Here is a 20,009-nt window from a genome sequence, read left to right as displayed (position 1 = left end):
TTGTTTTGCGTATTTCAGCCAATAGGATAAGCAGCATTATCGCGCTTCTTTTTTACTGGAATGTCGTCTTTTGACATATTCACAATCGCCTGAACCGCCGCCGGAACTTCAAGTTCAATACGTTGATAATCAGAACCATCACGGGATCTGCTAACAAAGCCATATTCAATCAAATAACGCCTTATTAACGCCGCATCGCCAAAGGAATGAAGGCCGTTTAAATACTTGCTAAAGGCAATTTCATTAAATTTGGCATTTTGCGGAATCCGTGACCAAAAGAACCACAAACATAACTCACGGTGCGATTCTTTAGGGGGAAAGCGCATTAACACCAGATTATTATCAAAATATTTGGTTATTTTCTTAAGCGCGTCTTGATTGGGTTTATCAACCGTAATTGGCGCATCATTTGGTGCGTTTGCAGCCCGAAAATGTTGAAAGTTTTTATATCCCGCACCACGGGCAAGAATATTCAAAACCTCAAGATGGGATGGGGTTTGGTTGTCGTCAATTTCTTTTTTAATATGTTTGGCAAGTGCCGATATATCGGGCACACCAAAGGGGAATACTTCCTTGGTCATTGTTCAATTTCCGTTAAAGTGCCGAAACAATTGTGGTTGCCGTCTTGCAATATGGCACATAACCAGATTGAACATTAAAAAGCAGGTTTAGCCTATACGGCAACGCCTTGGTGAACTGCTGACCATGAGTGCCATATAATTCAAGCGATAAAATTTTTCAAGTATCAAAAACTTTTGATAAGCAAAAACAGACCGACGACGCCCAAAATCACCAAAGATGCCTTGGCATAATTACTATAAAATCCACTTTGTATAAGGCTTTTTACACTCTTTGGCATTGTTATAATCCACACACCTTTTGCAAGGCTCACCCATCCAAAGAGTGTTATAATAACGCGCCAATCAAAGCTAAAACGCGAATAAATCGAAACCGATGCCAAACCAACAAACAAGGTCATAAGCCCAATTGAAAACGATAATGCGCCAACATTTTCAAAATCATCAACCAATGTTTTCAGGCTATCTTTACGCAAAAGGAATATTGCCGAAAGGATAACCCCCATTCCGCCCCAAAAGCGTGCCAGAGAGTTTACTAATTCATATTCACTCATCTTTGCCTCCTATTATTACATATAATCTTATAGGCAAAAATTTTAAAGTAAATTCGGGCTAATAATTCGTTTGTGCTAATCAAATATTGCCATAGCCAAAAAGTGTTTTATGAATATGGTTGTTAAAGCATAAATTTTGCGCAAAACGGGGCTATTAAATAATGATAAGTGAAGAAAGCGAAATTAAGCTCAAGAATGATAAAGCATTTTTGGGGCATCCCAAAGGTCTTGGCTTCTTGGCATTTACCGAAGCATGGGAAAGATTTTCATATTATGGCATGCAATCACTATTGGTGCTTTATATGGCGAAATATTTACTTCACCCTGGGCACATTGAAAATATTGCATTTTTTGGCCAATTTACGGCGCATTATAACACCAATGACCCAACGGCTTTATCATCAAAAATCTTTGGTGATTATGCGGCATGGGTATATTTAACGCCAATTATCGGCGGCTTTATTGCCGATAAGTTTTTGGGACGCACCAAAGCAGTTCTAACCGGCGCATTATTAATGGCAGCTGGTCACTTTATGATGGCGTTTGATTATACTTTCTTGTTTGCATTATTGGCACTTGTAATAGGTTCAGGCTTCTTCAAGGGTAATTTGGCATCACAAGTTGGTGGCCTTTATAAAGAGGGTGACAATCGCCGCGCCGATGCCTTCCAAATCTATTATCTTGCGATTCAGGCTGGTGTTATCACCTCCCCTCTAATTGTTGGTACTTTGGGTGAAAAAGTAGGATGGCACTGGGGCTTTGGTGCTGCGGGTGTCGGCATGCTGGTTGCCGTTGTCATTTATGTATTGGGCATCAAACATTTCCCAAAAGATGTAATTGAACAAAAGAAGGAAAATGGCAAAGCAGCTCCTAATCCATTATCATTTGAAGATTGGAAAATGATTGGTGTTTTGGTCATTCTAATCCCAATACTTGCAATCGGTCTTATACCAAATATGGAAATTTTTAATGCCTATTTATTATGGGGTGATCGTGATTTTAATCTTGTCTTTATGGGCAATAAATTGCCAACCACTTGGCTTGTGACGCTTGATTCCATCTTCTCTGTGACATTGATGGCGGGGGTTGCAATCTTCTTCCGTTGGTATGGCACAAAATGGAAAGAGCCTGATGAAATCACCAAAATGATTCTTGGAACTTTTATTGCAACTTTTGGCGCCATGTGCCTTGTTATGGCTGAATTGACCAAGGGGCCAGATGGAAAAATCGGTCTATTCTGGCCGGTTATGTTCCACATCATCAACTCAATCGGTTTTGCAATGGTGTTGCCAATTGCATTGGCATTATTTGTTCGCCTTGCGCCGGTTCAATTGGCGGCAACTGTGACAGGTTTGTTCAATTTAACTTTGTTCGTTGCCAATAAATCAGTTGGCCAGATTGGTGCATTATTTGAAAAAATGCCAACTGTTCAATTCTGGTTATTACACGTCGCCTGCGCCGCCTTTGCAACAATATGCCTATTAATCGTGAAATTCGCACTGCGGAAACGACTGGCGGCTTAATAAAAGAACCCATGATTTCAAAAGCCCTCTAATATCAATTAGGGGGCTTTTATATTACCCCTTTTATAAAGCGATATTTGACGCGTTCAGAATAATCAGAGTATCCAGGCATTTCGGCATTAAGGTTTTTTTCCTCATCAATTGCGCGAAAATATACACCGACCAAAAGTACTAATACTGGCAAAAATGAAAAATATGCCCCAATTACAAGCGGCATGCCAATTAGGATTAAAGATGTTGCAGTATACATTGGATGCCTTACCAATGAATATGGACCCGTTTCAATAAGTTTTTGATTGCTTTCAACCCCAATTGTCGCCGAAGCATATTCATTTTCTCTGAAAACCATGTAAACCCCGAAATAGCCACAAAAAATAATTATAATTCCAATAATCAAGAAAATATTTGGGATTTGTGGCCAACCAAACCGCCAATTAAGACCGCCAATTATCAGAACCAAAAGATAGGAAATACCGTTTATTAATTGTAGAATTTTCTGCGCCCCACGTTTCTCTGCTGTGGGTCCACCTTTTAGGCGGCGCTCGCTCAAATTAGGGGATGATTTAAGCGAAAAATACGAAATTAAAAAGCTTGGGACGCCAATCGCAATAATTAAAACCCACCCGCGTGTGAATTTAATTGTACCAGCACTAATAAATGTGACAAGTGCAAGGACAACCATTAACACCGCCGAACTTATATAGGTTTTGAGCGCAAGGTTATTTTTCATATCATACCTCCTGAATAGGAATTACAGGTAATTTAGAACATAATTTATAATTCTTCAACATTAACACACCCACCCCCTTGTGTAACATATATACCACACCTATCTATGAGGTGTAGGCAGGAAATGTTGTCATGCTAGCCACTGTTTTGGTGGGACAGCAAGACAGAATCCCGCCATAGATATTCTATTCAAAAAGGGGGTTCTATTATGAATCTTGATAAATTTACCGAACGCGCACGTGCAATAATCCAAGCAGGGCAAATGGAAGCCATTAAAAACGGCAACCAATATTTTACGCCTGAACACCTTTTAAAGGCATTACTTGATGAAGATAAATCACTTGCTGTCGGCCTAATCCGTTCGGCAGGTGGCCGCCCCGATGAAGCGAAACTTGCCGTTGATATGGCGGTTGCCGCCCTTCCCGTTGTTCAAGGTGGCAATGGACAAATTTATATGCCGAATGATACGGCAAAAATTATTGCACAGGCCGAAGATGCCGCCAAAAAAGCTGGTGACAGTGTGGTTCCTGCTGAATGGCTATTGCTTGCAATTTCAACCAATTCTGGCACCAAGGCTGCCGATGCCCTAAAGGCAGCGGGTGTAACCACCCAAAGCCTTAACATGGCAATTGGCATGATGCGCAAAGGTCGCACTGCAAATAGTGAGGGAGCGGAAGACCAATATGAGGCACTTAAAAAATATACACGTGACCTTACCGAAGATGCAAAATCAGGCAAACTTGACCCCGTTATAGGTCGTGATGAAGAAATTCGTCGTGCGATACAGGTTTTAAGCCGTCGTACCAAAAACAACCCTGTTTTAATCGGTGAACCCGGTGTGGGTAAAACCGCAATTGCCGAAGGCTTGGCATTGCGCATTATAAATGGTGATGTCCCTGAAAGCCTTATGGATAAAAAGCTTTTGTCGCTTGATATGGGTGCATTGATTGCGGGTGCGAAATATCGCGGTGAATTTGAAGAACGCCTAAAAGCCGTGCTTTCAGAAGTCCAATCAACCAATGGCGGCATTGTGCTTTTCATTGACGAAATGCACACCCTTGTAGGTGCCGGTAAAGGCGACGGGGCAATGGATGCCTCCAACCTTTTAAAGCCTGCACTTTCGCGGGGTGAGTTGCGTTGCGTTGGGGCGACCACATTAGACGAATATCGCAAATATATCGAAAAAGACCCTGCCCTTGCCCGCCGCTTCCAACCGGTTTTTGTTGAAGAACCAACAATAGAAGATACAATTTCAATCCTTCGTGGACTAAAAGAAAAATATGAGGTGCACCACGGTGTAACCATTTCCGACAATGCAATTGTTGCGGCGGCAACGCTTTCCAATCGCTATATTGCCGACCGTTTCTTGCCAGATAAGGCAATTGATTTGATGGATGAGGCTTCTGCACGTCTAAAAATGCAGATGGATTCAAAACCCGAAGAATTGGATGAAATCGACCGCAAATTGATGCAACTTCGTATCGAGGCATCGGCACTTGAAAAAGAAAAAGATGCCGCGTCGCAAGATCGCCTTGAGAAGCTTGAGGATGAAATTGAAGAACTTGACAAAAAATCAACCGAGCTAACCGAAAAATGGCGTGCCGAAAAAGCGTCACAAGCGGATTCAACTAAATTGAAGGAAGAGCTTGAAAAACTTCACCTTGAACTTCAAGAGGCAACCCGTAACGGTGACTATGCCAAAGCTGGTGAATTGCAATATGGACGCATTCCAAAATTGGAAGAACAATTGAAAAATGCGGGTGATAGCAAGCATAGCCTAGTTTCAAAATCAGTTGATGCTGAACAAATCGCCGAGGTTGTTTCCCGTTGGACCGGTATTCCAGTTGATAAAATGCTTGAGGGTGAACGTGAAAAACTTCTAAGCATGGAAGATAAATTGCGTGAACGCGTTGTTGGTCAAGAAGAAGCACTTGTGGCAGTGGCCGATGCCGTGCGCCGTTCTCGTGCCGGCCTTCAAGACCCTAACAAACCAATCGGCTCATTCCTTTTCCTTGGACCGACCGGTGTAGGTAAAACCGAACTGACCAAGGCATTGGCGGAATTTTTATTTGATGATGATACCGCCATCACCCGCCTTGATATGTCAGAATATATGGAAAAACATTCGGTTTCACGCATGATTGGTGCGCCTCCAGGATATGTTGGCTATGATGAAGGTGGTGCATTAACCGAAGCGGTTCGCCGGCGCCCTTATCAGGTCGTATTATTTGATGAAGTTGAAAAAGCGCATCCTGATGTCTTCAACGTGCTTTTACAAGTGCTAGATGATGGTCGCTTGACTGATGGTCAGGGGAGAACAGTGGATTTCCGCAACGTTATCCTTGTGATGACTTCTAACCTTGGTTCACAATATATTGCCGAACAAAAAGAAGGCGAAGATATCGAATTGGTGCGCCCAATCGTGATGGAAGCGGTTAAGGCAAACTTTAGGCCAGAGTTCATAAACAGGATTGATGAGATTATTCTTTTCAAACGCCTTGGACGTGCTGAAATGGATAAAATCGTGCCAATCCAATTAAAACGACTTGAAAAATTATTGGCAAGTCGCGACATAAAACTTGAACTTGATGAAGATGCCAAAGAATGGCTTGCCAACAAAGGGTATGATCCTATTTATGGTGCGCGCCCACTAAAACGTGTTATCCAGCAAGAGGTTCAGGACCCACTCGCAAAAATGATTTTGAAAGGCGATGTTCTTGACGGGCAAGCGGTTATTGCCCATGCCGAAGAAGGTCATTTGGTATTTAATGCCGGAAACGCGACCGTTCATTAAATTTCGTAGTAGTCACTAAATTATAAGGGCGTCAAATTGACGCCCTTTATTTATGCATTACCTTAATTTTTTGTCACAAATTTGCCAATATTAGGCTTAAACAGAGTTTAAGTTGTATTCAGCATCGGATTTACTATGAAAAATATTGTCAAATATGGTTTTATGTCACTCTCATTATTAATGGTTGCGACACCATCATATTCACAAAGCGTATTAAAAAAAATGAATATGCAAGAACAATTAGACACTGTTCAATATATATATCCGAAAACAAATTTTGATGAAGAATATACAAAAAACGCTGTTGCACTTGGTAATTCAACAATTAATGGCGTGTTATTTTACAAAATTACAAACGATGGCTCTGATGCCGCTTTGTTATCGACAATAAAGCCAGAACCAGTAAGCGGTCATAAAGTTTTTCTTTATCCTTACACGCCATATTTGGTTGATTATATAAATCTTTCAAAGAAACAGGCACGTTCTAGAGACCCACAAAAACGCAAAGTTATGGCTGATGATAGAATGTTTATATATTCATATTATTCAGTAACAGATAATTATGGTCGTTTCAGCTTTGGGAAAATGAAACCCGGCAAATACTTATTATCAGCTGAAAAAATGGTTAGTGGTTATTATTATACAACTGTTGCTACTGGACGGGCTGTCAGCGATTTCAACCCATATTATGGGCAAGTTGGCGTAACACAATATGAAAACCAAAAACAAAATTGGAGTGCGCTTGCCATTTTGGAAAAGGTCGTAGAAGTCAAAGAGGACGGCAAAATCGTGGAAGTTGATGCCCGCTTAATGCTTAACCCCGATAGGCTTATTAAATAAGTTGCGGAATTTAATAATTCTTGGCAATTATTCCCTAACCCAAATAGCAAAAATATTGTAACAACACATCTGGCTGAAATGAAAATTATGAATAAATTGATATCGACAATAATATTAACCAGCATATTAATGGCTGTTTCTGCCTATGCGGGTCCCAAAACAGTTTATGATGTTGCAAACCAACACGCGCAACAAGATGCATCAAATTTCATTACAATTAAACAAACTTTTGATGAAGCGGCAACCAAAAAAGCTTTGGAATATGGTAATACTTCGATTAACGGTGTTTTATATTCGCAAGCGAGCGCTGACGGCTATGATGCACTTGTATTCACCAAGAAAAATCCAATAAAATTTGCAAAAAAACGCAAGGTTTATTTGTATCCGATAACGCCATATCTTGTAGAATATGTAAATTTATACAAAAAAAACCGTGGTGATAACAATCAACAATTGCGTGAAATCCGCGCCGATCAACGTCTTTTTGATAATTCTATTTATGTAGTAACCGATGAATATGGCCGTTTTAGTTTTCCCAATATGAAGCCTGGGCGATATTTTTTACACGCTGAATCAGATCTGCAAGGTGAAGATAATGTTGACGTTGAAACCGGCTATACAAAATATATCGGCGGCGGCATGGGCGTAAGTTATGAAACCCAAACCCGTAGCTGGTCAAAGCCTGTCATCTGTGAAATGGAAATTGAGGTAAAACCGGGCGAAAAAGTCAAGCAAATTGACGCGCGTCTTAATACCCACCCTTTAAAATGGGCAAAACCCATTAGTTTAGGTAAATAACTTAATCGGCTTCTAATCAGCAAATCCTTGGCAATTGTTCACCAACCAACATGTCGACAATTCGTGTACCGCCGAATGTTGTTTTCATTTCGACTTGTGGGCGGTTGCCTGTTTTTACTCTACCGATTATACAGGCATCTTTACCAAATTCGTGTTCCCGCATGGCTTTAAGCACGTTTTCAGCATCCACAGCTGGAACAAATAAAACCAAAGAACCTTCATTAGCAAGATAAAGAGGATCAAAACCCAAAATTTCACAAAAACCACGAATTTCTGGCTTTAGTGGCATTTTTTCCTCTTCAAGTTCGATTACATGACCGCAAGCATCAGCAATCTCATTCAATGCGGATGCAAGACCGCCACGAGTAAGGTCACGTGCGCAATGAACCACACCCGCCCCCATTGCCACCGCCATCAATTCGCCCAATGGCGCACAATCAGATTTAATTTCACCTTCAAGCATTAGATCGCCACGCGCCTGTAAAATTGCTGCCCCATGATGCCCCAAGAAGCCATTTACAATTGCCACATCGCCTTCTTGCACTGTTGACGCCGCAAGATTGACCCCATTTGGTATCAAGCCAACGCCAGAGGTGGTTATAAAAACTTTATCGGCGGCACCGCGCGCCACAACCTTTGTGTCGCCGGTAACAATCTTGACCCCAGCCTTTATAGCGGCATCGCGCATAGAGGTCGCAATTTTGCGCAGGGTTTCAACTTCTAACCCCTCTTCAATAATAAAACTTGCAGATAGCCATTTGGGAATAGCACCACCAACCGCCAAATCATTCACCGTGCCATAAACCGCAAGTTTGCCAATATCGCCGCCATTAAAAAACAATGGATCGACCACAAAACCATCAGAAGTAAACGCAAGTCGGGAACCCGATAATTCAGATGGAATTTCAAGGCGCGCCTGATCCTCCATTTCGCCGGTATCTTCAGTGAAAAAGTCGCGAATAAAAACGTCTTGAATTAAATCGCGCATTGCCTTGCCGCCGCCGCCATGGGCAAGTGTCACGATTTTGGCATTAGTTTTATTAAACTTTGGGGTTTCCATTTTTATACCACTTCCTGTTCGCGTCTTCCACCATATTGGTAATAAGCGGCACACGCCCCTTCTGATGAAACCATCAACGCCCCAAGCGGAGTTTCGGGTTTACATTCAACACCAAATTTTGGGCAATGAACGGGTTTTAAAAACCCTTTTATAACTTCTCCACAAAGCAAATCATCGGGTTCACGACCCGCTCCCTTGCCTGCGCCATAGCCAACCTTGAACTTTACTTCGGCATCAAATTCCACAAATTCATCACGAATTTTTACGCCTGAGTATTCAATTTCTCCAAGTCCACGCCAATCAAACCTTGGTCTTGGTTCATAAACGCTTGTAATGGCATCAAGGGCAGCCTTGTTGCCATCTTCGGGAACAACGCGACCATATTGATTTTCAATCTCGTGGCGACCATCAATTATTTGCTGCAAGACCATCACCACAGAGCTTAATAAATCTAATGGCTCAAAGCCAGCAATTACAACTGGTTTGTGAAATTCAGCGGCAATGAATTGATATGGCTTTTTACCAATAATCATCGATACATGACCGGGGCCAACAAAACCATCAAGTTGCATCTTTTCGTCCATCAACAATGCACGAAGTGGTGGCGGAACAAGGACATGGTTACAAAACATCGAAAAATTTTTGATGCTTTCATTCTTGGCACGAATAATCGTTAATGCGGTTGCTGGCATTGTGGTTTCAAAGCCCAGCCCAAAGAACACCACATCCTTATCGGGGTTTTCACGGGCAATTTTCAGCGCATCAAGTGGTGAATAAACAATGCGAATATCACACCCCTCTGCCTTTGCTTGAAGTAATGATTTCTTGGTTCCAGGAACTCGCATGGCGTCGCCAAAGGTAGTGAAAATTACGTTTTTATTTTCGGCAATCTCAACACAATCATCGACCCTACTCATGGGCAAAACGCAGACCGGACACCCCGGCCCGTGAATAAACTCGAGATTTTTTGGAACTAATTTATCAAGACCAAAACGAAAAATTGAGTGTGTATGCCCACCACAAATTTCCATAATATAAATCGGTTCATCACGGGTTTTAGCAATCTCATCGCACAGGCTTGAGATTTGCTTTAATAGTGCCTTGGCAATTGTGGGATCGCGAAATTCATCCATATAGCGCATCTTATTCACCTGCACTTTCTTTGATTGCAGCGAATTCTTCTTGTGCTTCAGCAAGACCTTCAAGGGCTTCTAATGTTGCCTTTGCCTCTTCTTCGTCAATCACACTCATGGCAAAGCCAACATGGACCAAAACCCATTTACCAACCAAATCATTGAGGTTTTCAGTCGCCACACAGCTTAAATCGACTTCGCGGCTTACGCCCGAAAAACTAACTTTTCCAAGCATGGATTGTTTATCCTGAATGGCGATAATTTGCCCCGGAAGTCCCAGACACATGGCGCACCTATTTCAAAAGATTTTTAAATTTATTTAGTTTTTCTTCTTGTTCGGCAAGAATTTCAGTGATTATTTGCCCACGCAGACTTTCCAAAAGACCTAGCCATTCATCAAATCCTTCACGTGTTTTTGCCGACACTTGTATAACCTTTATTTCAGGATTTATTCGCTTTGCATTATTTATGCAGGCATCAACATCAAAATCGAGGTGCGGCAGTAAATCTATTTTGTTTAAAATCATGATTTTTGATGCCGCAAACATATCTGGGTATTTCAACGGTTTATCTTCGCCTTCGGTTACAGAAAGCACCGCAATTTTTGCCGCCTCGCCCAAATCAAATGCCGCAGGACAAACAAGGTTACCAACATTTTCAATGAATAAAATACTGCCATCTTCGGGGGTTAAATGTTCAACAGCGTGGCCAACCATATGTCCATCAAGGTGGCAACCTTTTCCTGTATTAACCTGAATTGCCTTAACACCGGTTTCGCGTATTCTATCGGCATCATTAGTGGTTTGTTGATCCCCCTCGATTACGCTTACTTGGAATTTTTCCTGCAAGGCTTTTATGGTTTCCACCAAAAGGCTAGTTTTGCCTGAACCTGGGCTTGAAACAAGATTTAATGCCAGAATGCCTTTAGCTTTGAATAATTCACGGTTTTGGGCAGCATATGCATCATTTTTGGCAAGAATATTTTCTTCGATTTCGATCATGCGCGCCTGTGACATTCCAGGATTATGATTGCGCGCAGGTAGTTTGTTATAATCTATATCGTGATTATGTTCATGGTGGTGATCATGCTCATGCTCATGGTCATGGTCATGGTCATGATGATGGTGATGATGTTCGTCACCTTCAATTTTTAAATTTCCAGATGCACAGCCACAAGTATTACACATTACACAACCTCTAAATCTTTAATTTTAAGGGCGTCACCGCCATAAGTCATTGTATTGATACCGTTACATCTTGGGCATGGCTCAAGTCGATTAGTGGTCTCAAAAACATTGGCGCAATCCATACAATATGCTTTGCCATTTTGGTGGATTATTTCAAGTGTGGCATTTTCGGCAAATGTACCGCGCGTTACGGCATCAAAACTAAAATGCACGGCGTCAGTTTCAACACCTGAAAAGCAACCAATTTCAAGACGGACAATCTTTACCTTGTCAAAATTTTCCTTGGCCCGAATATTTTCAAGGCTTTGTAAAATTCCTTCACAGATTGCCATCTCGTGCAAAACATTTACTCCAGACCCGTTATTTTTGTTTCTATGCATGGGTCAATGGTGCATATATTCATTAATACTAATTCTCTAATATGATAGCGTTCACTATTCAATGCGGCATTTAGCATCTTAAGCAACATTCCACCACTTTCAAGTATCTGATTGGTTGGCGTTGTGATTGTACAATCACTTATAATTCCGGCATTTTGAGTATATGAATGTGTCAAAAGACCGCGTGCCGCCCAAACCGATGCACTGTTATTTTTTACCCCAGAAATTTCAATATCACTGTTGGTTTTTAAAGATATTATCAGGTTTGCAACCTCCCAAAATCTTGAGAGGATTCGTTGCGATAAAGTTGGCACTTTGGTAAAAAACGGATTATCGCCAAACGCTTTTGCACGCGCATAATAAGTTGGGTCACTCTCAAATTTTATTGCACCAAAATCACCAATAAACTCATCAAGCCTTGGTAAAATCTCGCCATATATGCCACTATTTGAAAGATTATTTATAAAGTCTTCGGCACGCGTTCCAAATAAATCATTTTCAAGTTTTTCAAGACGAGCATTGTTAAGGTTATTTATTCCAATCAATGCCTCGCGCAGTAATCCAAGACCAAGAATTTTTGAAATATCATTGAAAATTATCATTGAATGTTCACGTATGATTTCGCCTATCACACCTTTTTTTACAATCTCATCAACGGGCAATCCCAATGCAAGGGATGCCGCCATTTTATGTGCCATTGGGCAAAGGTTGAAAATAATCGGAATTGATTTCAAAACCGCATCAGGAGTTTTACCAATCAAAATACGACTTTGCTTTAGGGGGTTTGTAATTTCAAAAGAAGCAATTTTGTCTTTGATAGCTATATTGAGAACACTATACATTGTCCGCCCCTTTTGCAGCAGCAATTAATGCCTGACCAAAGGCAATACCACCATCATTTGCCGGAATATCTTTATTAATAAGAACTGTTAAGTTATTATTTTGCAACTCTTTTTGCAAAGTCATAAGCATGTATCGGTTTTGCATCACACCACCCGATAATGCCACCGTTTTTATTTGGTTTTCGCTAGCTAAATGGCTTGCCACATTTGCAAAACTTTTTGCCAAACCGTTATGAAATTTGGCTGAAATGATTGAGTTTTCAAGCCCTGATTTTCTATCAAATAGAATTTCTTCCCACATTATTTTTGTATCAATAACGCCATTTTCAAACGGCAAATTATAGAATTCAGTGACATTGGTGTTTGTGATTGCCTCAAGTTCAATTGCGGCCTGTGCCTCATAACTTATACCGTCACTACAAATGCCTAAGACGGCCGCAACCGCATCAAACAAGCGGCCGGCAGAAGTTGTGATTGGCGAGTTTAACCCGTTTTGCAATAGTTTAAAGATTGGCAGTGATTTTTCACCCAAACCAAATTCATTTGCGATATTTTGTGCTATCTCAATTCCAAACGCCGCATATAATGCACCGAGCAAAGTTCTGAATGGGTGCAAAATTGCCTGCGATCCACCAGCAAGTCTAAAAGGTGCGAGATTTGCAACCCGCTTAAACTCGCGGTAATTGCCAATAAATATTTCCCCACCCCAAAGATTGCCATCATCACCCAGCCCCGTTCCGTCGAGCATTATGCCAATTGCATTTTCACCGTCATTGGCAAACAAATTCTCCCCCAATACGGCGGCAAAATGAGCTTGGTGATGCTGTACCTCTATAAGATTTAGATCATTCTTTTGCGCCAGTTCATCGCCTAACTTGCTTGAGAAATATTCGGGATGTTTATCAATAACAATTTGTTTTGGATCGTGGTCGTAAATATGGCAATAATCTTCAACTGCTTTTTCAAGTTCTGAATTCGCAAGGACACTCCCTAATTCGCCAATATGGTGGGATATAATTGCCTCGTGCCCTCTTGTAAGACAAATAGCCGATTTCATCTCTGCACCCATTGCAAGAATTGGCGGGGTGTTTTCAAAACCCTTCGGCAATACTATTGGTGACGGGGCAAAGCCACGTGCATGACGAACCTTTATAATTTCATCATCATGGACAAATACCACGCTATCATCCAACCTTCTCGCAATTTCACGATTATGAAAAAGGAAGCCATCAACAAAGGCCCCTAATTTTTCTTTGGCTTCATCATTTTCAATAACTTGTGGTTCACCAGATAGATTGCCAGACGTCATTACAAGTGGCTTCTTAAAGGCATCACATAAAATATAATGAAGTGGAGTTGCCGCCACCATAAAACCCAATTGATTAAGTTTTGGCGCAACAGCACCTGCAATACGGCTATCACTGCCCTTTATTAAAACAATTGGTGCCGCAGGTGAGCCAAGCGCCAATTCTTCAGGATTAGACAATGGAACATATTCACTAATCGCCCCGACATCGCGCATCATCAATGCAAATGGCTTGTGGGGCCGTCTTTTTCTCTGTCGTAATAATTCCACCGCTAATTTATTGGTGGCATCACAAGCCAAGTGAAAGCCAGATAGACCTTTTATTGCAATTACCTGGCCAGAGCGTAATTTATTAACTGCAACGGAAATTGCATTATCTGTTTCTTTGTTACCGTCCAAATCTTCAAACCAAAGGTGCGGCCCACATTTGGGGCAGGCAATGGGTTGGGCATGAAAACGACGGTCGATTGGGTTTTCATATTCGCTTTGGCAATCTTCGCATATAATGAAATCACGCATACGCGTATTTTTTCGGTCATATGGGATTGTATCAATAATTGAAAAACGCGGTCCGCAATTAGTGCAATTAGTAAAGGCATAACCAAAACGTCGCTCATCTTGGTGCATTATTTCGTCAATACAATCAGGACAAATTGCGGCATCGGGTGAAATAAAAGTATTTGCCAAACCCTGTCTAGAAAAATCAATTTTGAATACAATTGGGGCTTGTTCATATATTTCATCACTGATTAGATTGATGATTTTTGCCAATTTGGGGGCATTGGGAATTATAGCATCTTTGAAATCGTATACTCTTTCACCAAATGCTTTGATCAACACGCCATCCGCATTGTTAATAACGCTTCCGGTAATATCAAAATCATTGGCAAGTTTATATATAAAGGGGCGGAAACCAACACCCTGCACTATGCCATTAATTTTGATTTGCAATCCTTTGGTCAATGTAACCTCTTTGCCCAAGCAAAGCACAAAAACAAACAGGATGCACCATGAAAGCGCATCCTGCTTTAGCACTTGTTCGGGGTGCTTTCTAATCTTCTATAAGGTTATCAGCGAGTATTTCAACAAGGCTGTCAAGTTTACCGCCCCATTTAAGTTCGGCAATTGATTCATCCATTGTTAAACGACAGTTTGCACACGCCGAAATCATTGTATTGGTTCCGGTTTCTTCAACTTGTTTCGCTTTAATTTTGAAAACATTAATCCGCATGTCGCGATATTTGTTCATTGCCTGAACACCGCCACCGCCACCGCAGCACCAGTTTTGGTTTCCAGTAACTTTCATTTCAACAAAATTCGGCGCAAACCCTTCAAGAAGGTATCTTGCATCGTCTGCTGCACCACCACGTCGTGAAATTTGGCATGGATCATGATAAGTAAAGGCGGTTTCAATTGATTTGAATTTCAACTTGCCTTCGCGTTTCAATTTCGCCAAATATTCAGTGATATGATAGACTTTAAAGCCCAATGGACGCCCCATAATATTGGCACCATTCCATCGTAAAACGGAATATGCGTGACCACATTCTGGGATAATTAGCTCTTTTACACCCAATTCTTCAGCGGCATTGACAAGACGACTTGTACCAAGTTTGGCAATGTCGGGCCGTCCTGCAAGATAGCCAAAGTTGGTTGATTCATAGCCCTTTGTGCTAATGGTCCAATTAACACCGGCGGCATTTAGCATTTTCGCCATCGCACCAACAGAATCTGGATATTTCATCAATTCGATTGATGAAATTGTAAACATGACCTCAGCACCCTTTTTATCGAGTGGAATGTCAGTTTCAGATTCATCAGCAATCCATTCCAAACGATCTTCAAGAACGCTTGTAGATACTTTTAACGGACTACCATGTTGGACAACATTTTCAGCAGCAGCCATCAAGTCTTCTGGATAATAACCAGCGGCGGTTAATGCTTGGCGGGTCGCGCCAACAATTTGTGCCACATCAATACCCATTGGGCAAACATTGGTGCAACGTCCGCACATTGTGCAACCATTAAAGACCAAATCCTGCCACTCGGCGATTTCATCTTCTTCAAGTGTTGGTATCATTCCCAACCAGTTCAAAGGATTTTTTGAACGGCGATATGCCTTTATCATTGGAAATAATTTATAAGCAGGTGTGTATTTCGGATCTTGTGTCACTTCATAAAAGTGGCACGCATGCGCACATTGCCCGCAGTGAATACATGCTTCAAGATAAGGTGCAAGCTGTGATGCACTTGAAACCAAGAACTTTTCAACTGCCTTATTTGCATCTTTTGGTTTTGGGGTTGGATTATTATTTTCCATTGCTAATTCCCCTTATTGATTTTCTTGCATTGGTAAGAATGCGGGTAATTCCCATGCCAACCATCATGATTGCCATTTCACCCAACATCATACCAAGGCTAAAACTATTGAACCCGTCATCGCCAAATAAGGTGACTTCGTGAATCATCGCAAAAACAACCGCAAAAGCAGATAATGCCACTAGATTACTCCAGAGTTTTTTGGTTGCTAGTGCAGTCATTATTCCAGCAAGCGCAGCATAGGCGATATGGTCAAGGCCACTAAAGAAATGTTCAATCCCGTGCGGTAAACCTTGTTCATACCCAACGCCAACATGTGCAAATGCTGGGGTAGAAATCAATGCCATAGAAGCAACTAATATGGCAGTATTTTTGTGTGAAAACTTCATAATTTGCCTCCTGTCATTATTGGATTTTGATTTGAACCAATTCCTCACCATCAGGGTCGGAAACGTGAACCGCACAAGCCAAGCATGGGTCAAAGCTATGGATGGTTCTTTGAATTTCCAAAGGTTGTTTTGGATCAAACAAAGTATGATTATCCATCAATGCCGCCTCATATGGACCAACACCACCATTGCCATCACGTGGACCAGCATTCCAAGTTGATGGAACAACGGCCTGATAGTTTGCGATTTTTTTGTCTTTAATCACGATATAGTGGGTAAGCATACCGCGTGGGGCCTCTAGGAAGCCAACGCCTTTTGCTTCAGATGGCCAATCGTTTGGATTCCATTTCGCCTCATTATGAACAGACAAATCACCGGCCTTGATATTGGCAACCAAGTTTTCATACCAACCCATCATTTGATCGGCGATGATTTTTGATTCCAAAGTTCTGGATGCGGTTCTTCCTAATGTTGAGAACATAGCCTCGATAGGCAAACCAAGTTTAGATAAGGTTGCATTGGCGATATCTTTGGTTGGTTCATGTCCGCTTGCATACAGCATAAGAACACGTGCCAATGGACCAACCTCAACCGGTTTACCGCGCCATCTTGGTGATTTAAGCCAAGAATATTCTTTGTCGGTGTCAAGCTGCGCATATGGCGCTTTTGGACCAGTATAATTTAAATTAGTTTGTCCATCATATGGGTGAAGGCCTTTTTTATCACCGTCATAATCATACCATGAATGGTCAACAAACTCCTGAACCTGTGACGGATCGTTCAAATCAAGTGGTTCAATATGGCTTAGGTCACGGTTCAAAATCACGCCAGAAGGAATAAGAAGTTTTGCCTTATCTTTGCTACCATCTGACGGGAAATCGCCACAGGTCATAAAGTTGCCCACACCTTCACCGCGTTTGAACCAATCTTTATAGAATGATGCAATTGCAATGGTATCGGGAACATAGACTTGATTTACGAAATCCTGCATTTTAACAATGATTTCGCGAATCTGGCTCAGACCAACAATTGAAAGCGATGTCGCAGCCGCACCTCCACTTGCAGAAGATATTGGGGTTGGCATACCGCCAACCAAGAAGTTTGGATGCGGGTTTTTACCACCAAATATCGCATGTATTTTTACAACTTCGCGCTGCCAAGCTAGTGCATCAAGGTAATGTGCAACAGCCATAAGATTTGCTTCTGGTGGAAGTTTAAATTCTGGATGGCCATAAAAGCCATTGGCAAATATTCCAAGCTGTCCAGATTCAACCAATCCTTTAACGCGCCTTTGCACATCAGAAAAATATCCAGGGCTAGAGTTTTTGTAAGTTGAAATAGATTGCGCCAAAGTTGATGTTGCCGCCGGATCTGCCTTTAATGCCGAAACCACATCCACCCAATCAAGGGCATGCAAATGATAAAAGTGCATTACATGGTCATGGATATATTGTGTACCAATCATAATATTTCTGATTAGTTGCGCATTCGCGGGAATATCGTATTTAAGCGCATCTTCAACAGCACGCACAGAGGCAAGACCATGTACAAGAGTGCAAACACCGCAAATACGTTGTGCAAAAGCCCAAGCATCACGCGGATCACGCCCACGCAATATAAGTTCAATACCACGCACCATAGTACCGGATGAATATGCCTGTGCAATTTTGCCATTGGCATCGGTTTCAGCCTCAATCCGTAAGTGCCCTTCGATGCGGGTGATTGGATCAACAACTACACGCTGGTTCATGCTGAAATCTCCTTAAGGAAAATAAAATGTCTCATAGTTTCACGCCTTTCCTTGCCATTTCGACACCGGTTTTTGCGCGGGTTACAAAGACTAAGAATGCATGCATTAACTTGCCAAACGGGAAGTAAATCAAGAAAATACAAACTGATAAAATGTGGATTGCAATTAATGTTTCATAACGCAAACCAAGATGCATTGTTGCCAATAATCCAGTTGCAACCGGAAGCACGGTTAGACCACCTGATAGATAATCATCCAATGTTGACAGTTTATGTAATACTGGGTCGGTTAGACGATGAGCCAATGATGCAACCAATGAGAATAATGTAATAACACCGGCAAGCATCACGAAATTGCTAGGCAAATTCCACCAGCCAAATCCTAATATTTTCTTGAAAAACATAATATGTCCGGCAAGACCAAAAACAGTAATTGCCAAGCCAATATGGAATGCCCAACCATTAAGGAAGGCGAACATTTCTTTGCGCAAATATTCCTTATCTGGAACCATTCGACGCATAATTTCGCCAACGCCCGCACCAAATGCACCTTTGACATTTTCACGTGCTGGCGAAGCAATAAAGTTTTTTGGTGTCAAAAATAGACTTATCAGCCTATAAAGCACGCCAAAAATAAAAATCATTACGGAAACCTGCAAAGCAGGACCACGTGCAAAATCAAGTAAATCACTCATCATCTGCCCCCATTTTTGTTTCGGCTGGTTTTGGAACTGCTGCGGCTTTTAGGATATCTTCACGCCGTTTACGTTGAACAAGACTTGCCACAACGGCACCAGCGGTACCAACAGCAGCTGCGCCCAATGCGGCCTTACCAAGACCCGAAGTTGGTGTTGATAATGGCGAATAAAAGCTACCCTTATCCCAAAATCCAGGTTCAGAGCAGCCGAGACAGCCGTGACCAGATTGGATTGGGAATGATACGCCACCATTCCATTTAATTGTTGCACACGCATTATAGGTCACAGGACCTTTGCAACCCAAATTAAACAGACAATAACCCTTGCGTGCACCCTCATCGTCAAAACTATTGGCAAACTCACCACGCTCATAGAACGGACGACGATAGCATCGATCGTGAATATTATCGCCATAGAACGCTTTTGGACGACCCAAATGGTCAAGCTCTGGAATTTTACCCAAGGATAATAAGAAGGCAATTGTTCCGGTCATCACTTCTGGAATTGGTGGGCAACCAGGTACGTTGATAATAGGTTTATCTTTGATTATTTCATGAACCCCTACTGCACCAGTTGGGTTTGGAAATGCTGCCGGAATACCACCAAATGATGCGCATGTTCCCATTGAAATAATCGCCATTGCATCTTTGGCAACTTCTTTAAGAACATCAAGGTTGGTATGGCCACCAGATGCCGAATAAATTCCATCTTTATCGAGCGGGATTGAACCCTCTACAACAACGACATATTTGCCTTTGTTTTCTTCCATTGCTTGCTTACGAGCAGCCTCAGCAGCTTCACCAGAAACATTCATTAGAGCTTCAGAATAATCTAATGAAATGAAGTCAAAAATAAGATCTTCAAGGCTAGGAGAAAATGAACGGGTTATGGATTCTGTGCATCCTGTACATTCTTGGAATGACAGCCAGATAACCGACTGCCGTTTTGCCTTGCTAAGGCTTTCTGCGATCGCAGTTGAATATGATGCCGGCAACGCCATCAATGCCGCAACATAAGAAGAAAATTTCAAAATTTGCCGTCTTGAAACCCCCTTCTGTGCTAATTCCTCTCCAAGAGTTAAAGCTGTGGATTCGGAAGTCGCAAACATATTTTTAAATAATTTTGCCATG

Annotated in this window: 19 protein-coding genes; 4 read left to right on the top strand and 15 right to left on the bottom strand. The window is 41.7% G+C overall.

Annotated elements, in window-relative coordinates:
• Positions 1-14 precede the first annotated feature (14 nt).
• Both KXV15_RS10280 and KXV15_RS10275 read right to left on the bottom strand, forming a co-directional pair.
• Positions 15-581 (bottom strand): DUF2087 domain-containing protein, encoded by a 567-nt coding sequence (locus KXV15_RS10280; RefSeq protein ID WP_240008097.1) that lies wholly within the window; start codon positions 579-581, stop codon positions 15-17.
• A 164-nt stretch (positions 582-745) separates the two neighbouring features.
• Positions 746-1,132, bottom strand: a complete 387-nt coding sequence (locus KXV15_RS10275; RefSeq protein ID WP_240008096.1) for a hypothetical protein — start codon at positions 1,130-1,132, stop codon at positions 746-748.
• Between the two features lie 161 nt (positions 1,133-1,293).
• Here KXV15_RS10275 and KXV15_RS10270 point away from each other — a divergent pair, with 161 nt between their 5' ends.
• Positions 1,294-2,655, top strand: a complete 1,362-nt coding sequence (locus KXV15_RS10270) for a peptide MFS transporter (protein ID WP_240008095.1) — start codon at positions 1,294-1,296, stop codon at positions 2,653-2,655.
• Between the two features lie 49 nt (positions 2,656-2,704).
• On the opposite strand, the gene KXV15_RS10265 is transcribed toward KXV15_RS10270, so the two are convergent.
• On the bottom strand, positions 2,705-3,385 hold the full coding sequence (locus KXV15_RS10265) for a methyltransferase family protein (RefSeq protein ID WP_240008094.1): 681 nt from the start codon (positions 3,383-3,385) through the stop codon (positions 2,705-2,707).
• A gap of 207 nt (positions 3,386-3,592) precedes the next feature.
• On the opposite strand from KXV15_RS10265, the gene clpB reads away from it, so the two are divergent.
• The 3 genes from clpB (at position 3,593) to KXV15_RS10250 (ending at position 7,816) form a co-directional block, all read left to right on the top strand.
• Positions 3,593-6,178, top strand: a complete 2,586-nt coding sequence (clpB, locus tag KXV15_RS10260) for an ATP-dependent chaperone ClpB (RefSeq protein ID WP_240008093.1) — start codon at positions 3,593-3,595, stop codon at positions 6,176-6,178.
• A 135-nt stretch (positions 6,179-6,313) separates the two neighbouring features.
• Positions 6,314-7,018 (top strand): hypothetical protein, encoded by a 705-nt coding sequence (locus KXV15_RS10255; protein ID WP_240008092.1) that lies wholly within the window; start codon positions 6,314-6,316, stop codon positions 7,016-7,018.
• 129 nt (positions 7,019-7,147) lie between these two features.
• Positions 7,148-7,816 (top strand): carboxypeptidase-like regulatory domain-containing protein, encoded by a 669-nt coding sequence (locus KXV15_RS10250; protein WP_240008091.1) that lies wholly within the window; start codon positions 7,148-7,150, stop codon positions 7,814-7,816.
• Positions 7,817-7,832: 16 nt separating this feature from the next.
• Here KXV15_RS10250 and hypE read toward each other — a convergent pair whose 3' ends face one another.
• The 12 genes from hypE to KXV15_RS10190 form a co-directional block, all read right to left on the bottom strand.
• The gene (gene hypE / locus KXV15_RS10245) at positions 7,833-8,876 is read right to left on the bottom strand and encodes a hydrogenase expression/formation protein HypE (RefSeq protein ID WP_240008090.1); all 1,044 of its coding nucleotides are present in this window, start codon (positions 8,874-8,876) and stop codon (positions 7,833-7,835) included.
• Between the two features lie 2 nt (positions 8,877-8,878).
• The gene (hypD, locus tag KXV15_RS10240; protein ID WP_240008089.1) at positions 8,879-10,018 is read right to left on the bottom strand and encodes a hydrogenase formation protein HypD; all 1,140 of its coding nucleotides are present in this window, start codon (positions 10,016-10,018) and stop codon (positions 8,879-8,881) included.
• A 1-nt stretch (position 10,019) separates the two neighbouring features.
• Positions 10,020-10,295 (bottom strand): HypC/HybG/HupF family hydrogenase formation chaperone, encoded by a 276-nt coding sequence (locus KXV15_RS10235; protein ID WP_240008088.1) that lies wholly within the window; start codon positions 10,293-10,295, stop codon positions 10,020-10,022.
• A 7-nt stretch (positions 10,296-10,302) separates the two neighbouring features.
• On the bottom strand, positions 10,303-11,196 hold the full coding sequence (hypB, locus tag KXV15_RS10230; protein ID WP_240008087.1) for a hydrogenase nickel incorporation protein HypB: 894 nt from the start codon (positions 11,194-11,196) through the stop codon (positions 10,303-10,305).
• A complete protein-coding gene (locus KXV15_RS10225) occupies positions 11,196-11,528 on the bottom strand; it encodes a hydrogenase maturation nickel metallochaperone HypA/HybF (RefSeq protein ID WP_240008321.1) in 333 nt (110 codons plus the stop codon). The genes hypB and KXV15_RS10225 overlap by 1 nt, the downstream gene beginning before the upstream one ends.
• 14 nt (positions 11,529-11,542) lie before the next feature.
• Positions 11,543-12,418, bottom strand: coding sequence for a hypothetical protein (locus KXV15_RS10220; RefSeq protein WP_240008086.1), 876 nt, complete (start codon positions 12,416-12,418; stop codon positions 11,543-11,545).
• The gene (hypF, locus tag KXV15_RS10215) at positions 12,411-14,687 is read right to left on the bottom strand and encodes a carbamoyltransferase HypF (protein WP_240008085.1); all 2,277 of its coding nucleotides are present in this window, start codon (positions 14,685-14,687) and stop codon (positions 12,411-12,413) included. Before hypF ends, KXV15_RS10220 begins: the two co-directional genes overlap by 8 nt.
• A gap of 88 nt (positions 14,688-14,775) precedes the next feature.
• Positions 14,776-16,044 carry a (Fe-S)-binding protein gene (locus KXV15_RS10210; RefSeq protein ID WP_240008084.1) on the bottom strand — a complete coding sequence of 423 codons (1,269 nt, stop codon included), beginning with the start codon at positions 16,042-16,044 and terminating at the stop codon, positions 14,776-14,778.
• Positions 16,034-16,432 carry a HupE/UreJ family protein gene (locus tag KXV15_RS10205; RefSeq protein ID WP_240008083.1) on the bottom strand — a complete coding sequence of 133 codons (399 nt, stop codon included), beginning with the start codon at positions 16,430-16,432 and terminating at the stop codon, positions 16,034-16,036. The genes KXV15_RS10210 and KXV15_RS10205 overlap by 11 nt, the downstream gene beginning before the upstream one ends.
• A 16-nt stretch (positions 16,433-16,448) precedes the next feature.
• Positions 16,449-18,182 carry a nickel-dependent hydrogenase large subunit gene (locus KXV15_RS10200; protein WP_240008082.1) on the bottom strand — a complete coding sequence of 578 codons (1,734 nt, stop codon included), beginning with the start codon at positions 18,180-18,182 and terminating at the stop codon, positions 16,449-16,451.
• Between the two features lie 31 nt (positions 18,183-18,213).
• The gene (locus KXV15_RS10195; protein ID WP_240008081.1) at positions 18,214-18,876 is read right to left on the bottom strand and encodes a hypothetical protein; all 663 of its coding nucleotides are present in this window, start codon (positions 18,874-18,876) and stop codon (positions 18,214-18,216) included.
• Complete coding sequence (locus tag KXV15_RS10190) at positions 18,869-20,008, bottom strand: hydrogenase small subunit (protein WP_240008080.1); 1,140 nt, start codon at positions 20,006-20,008, stop codon at positions 18,869-18,871. Before KXV15_RS10190 ends, KXV15_RS10195 begins: the two co-directional genes overlap by 8 nt.
• Between the last annotated feature and the right edge of the window lies 1 nt (position 20,009).

The organism is Pseudaquidulcibacter saccharophilus (assembly GCF_019455445.1).
GTDB classification, from domain to species: Bacteria; Pseudomonadota; Alphaproteobacteria; order Caulobacterales; family Aquidulcibacteraceae; genus Pseudaquidulcibacter; species Pseudaquidulcibacter saccharophilus.
The sequence above is the reverse complement of the archived record's forward strand: the minus strand, read 5'-3'. Positions and strand labels throughout refer to the sequence as shown.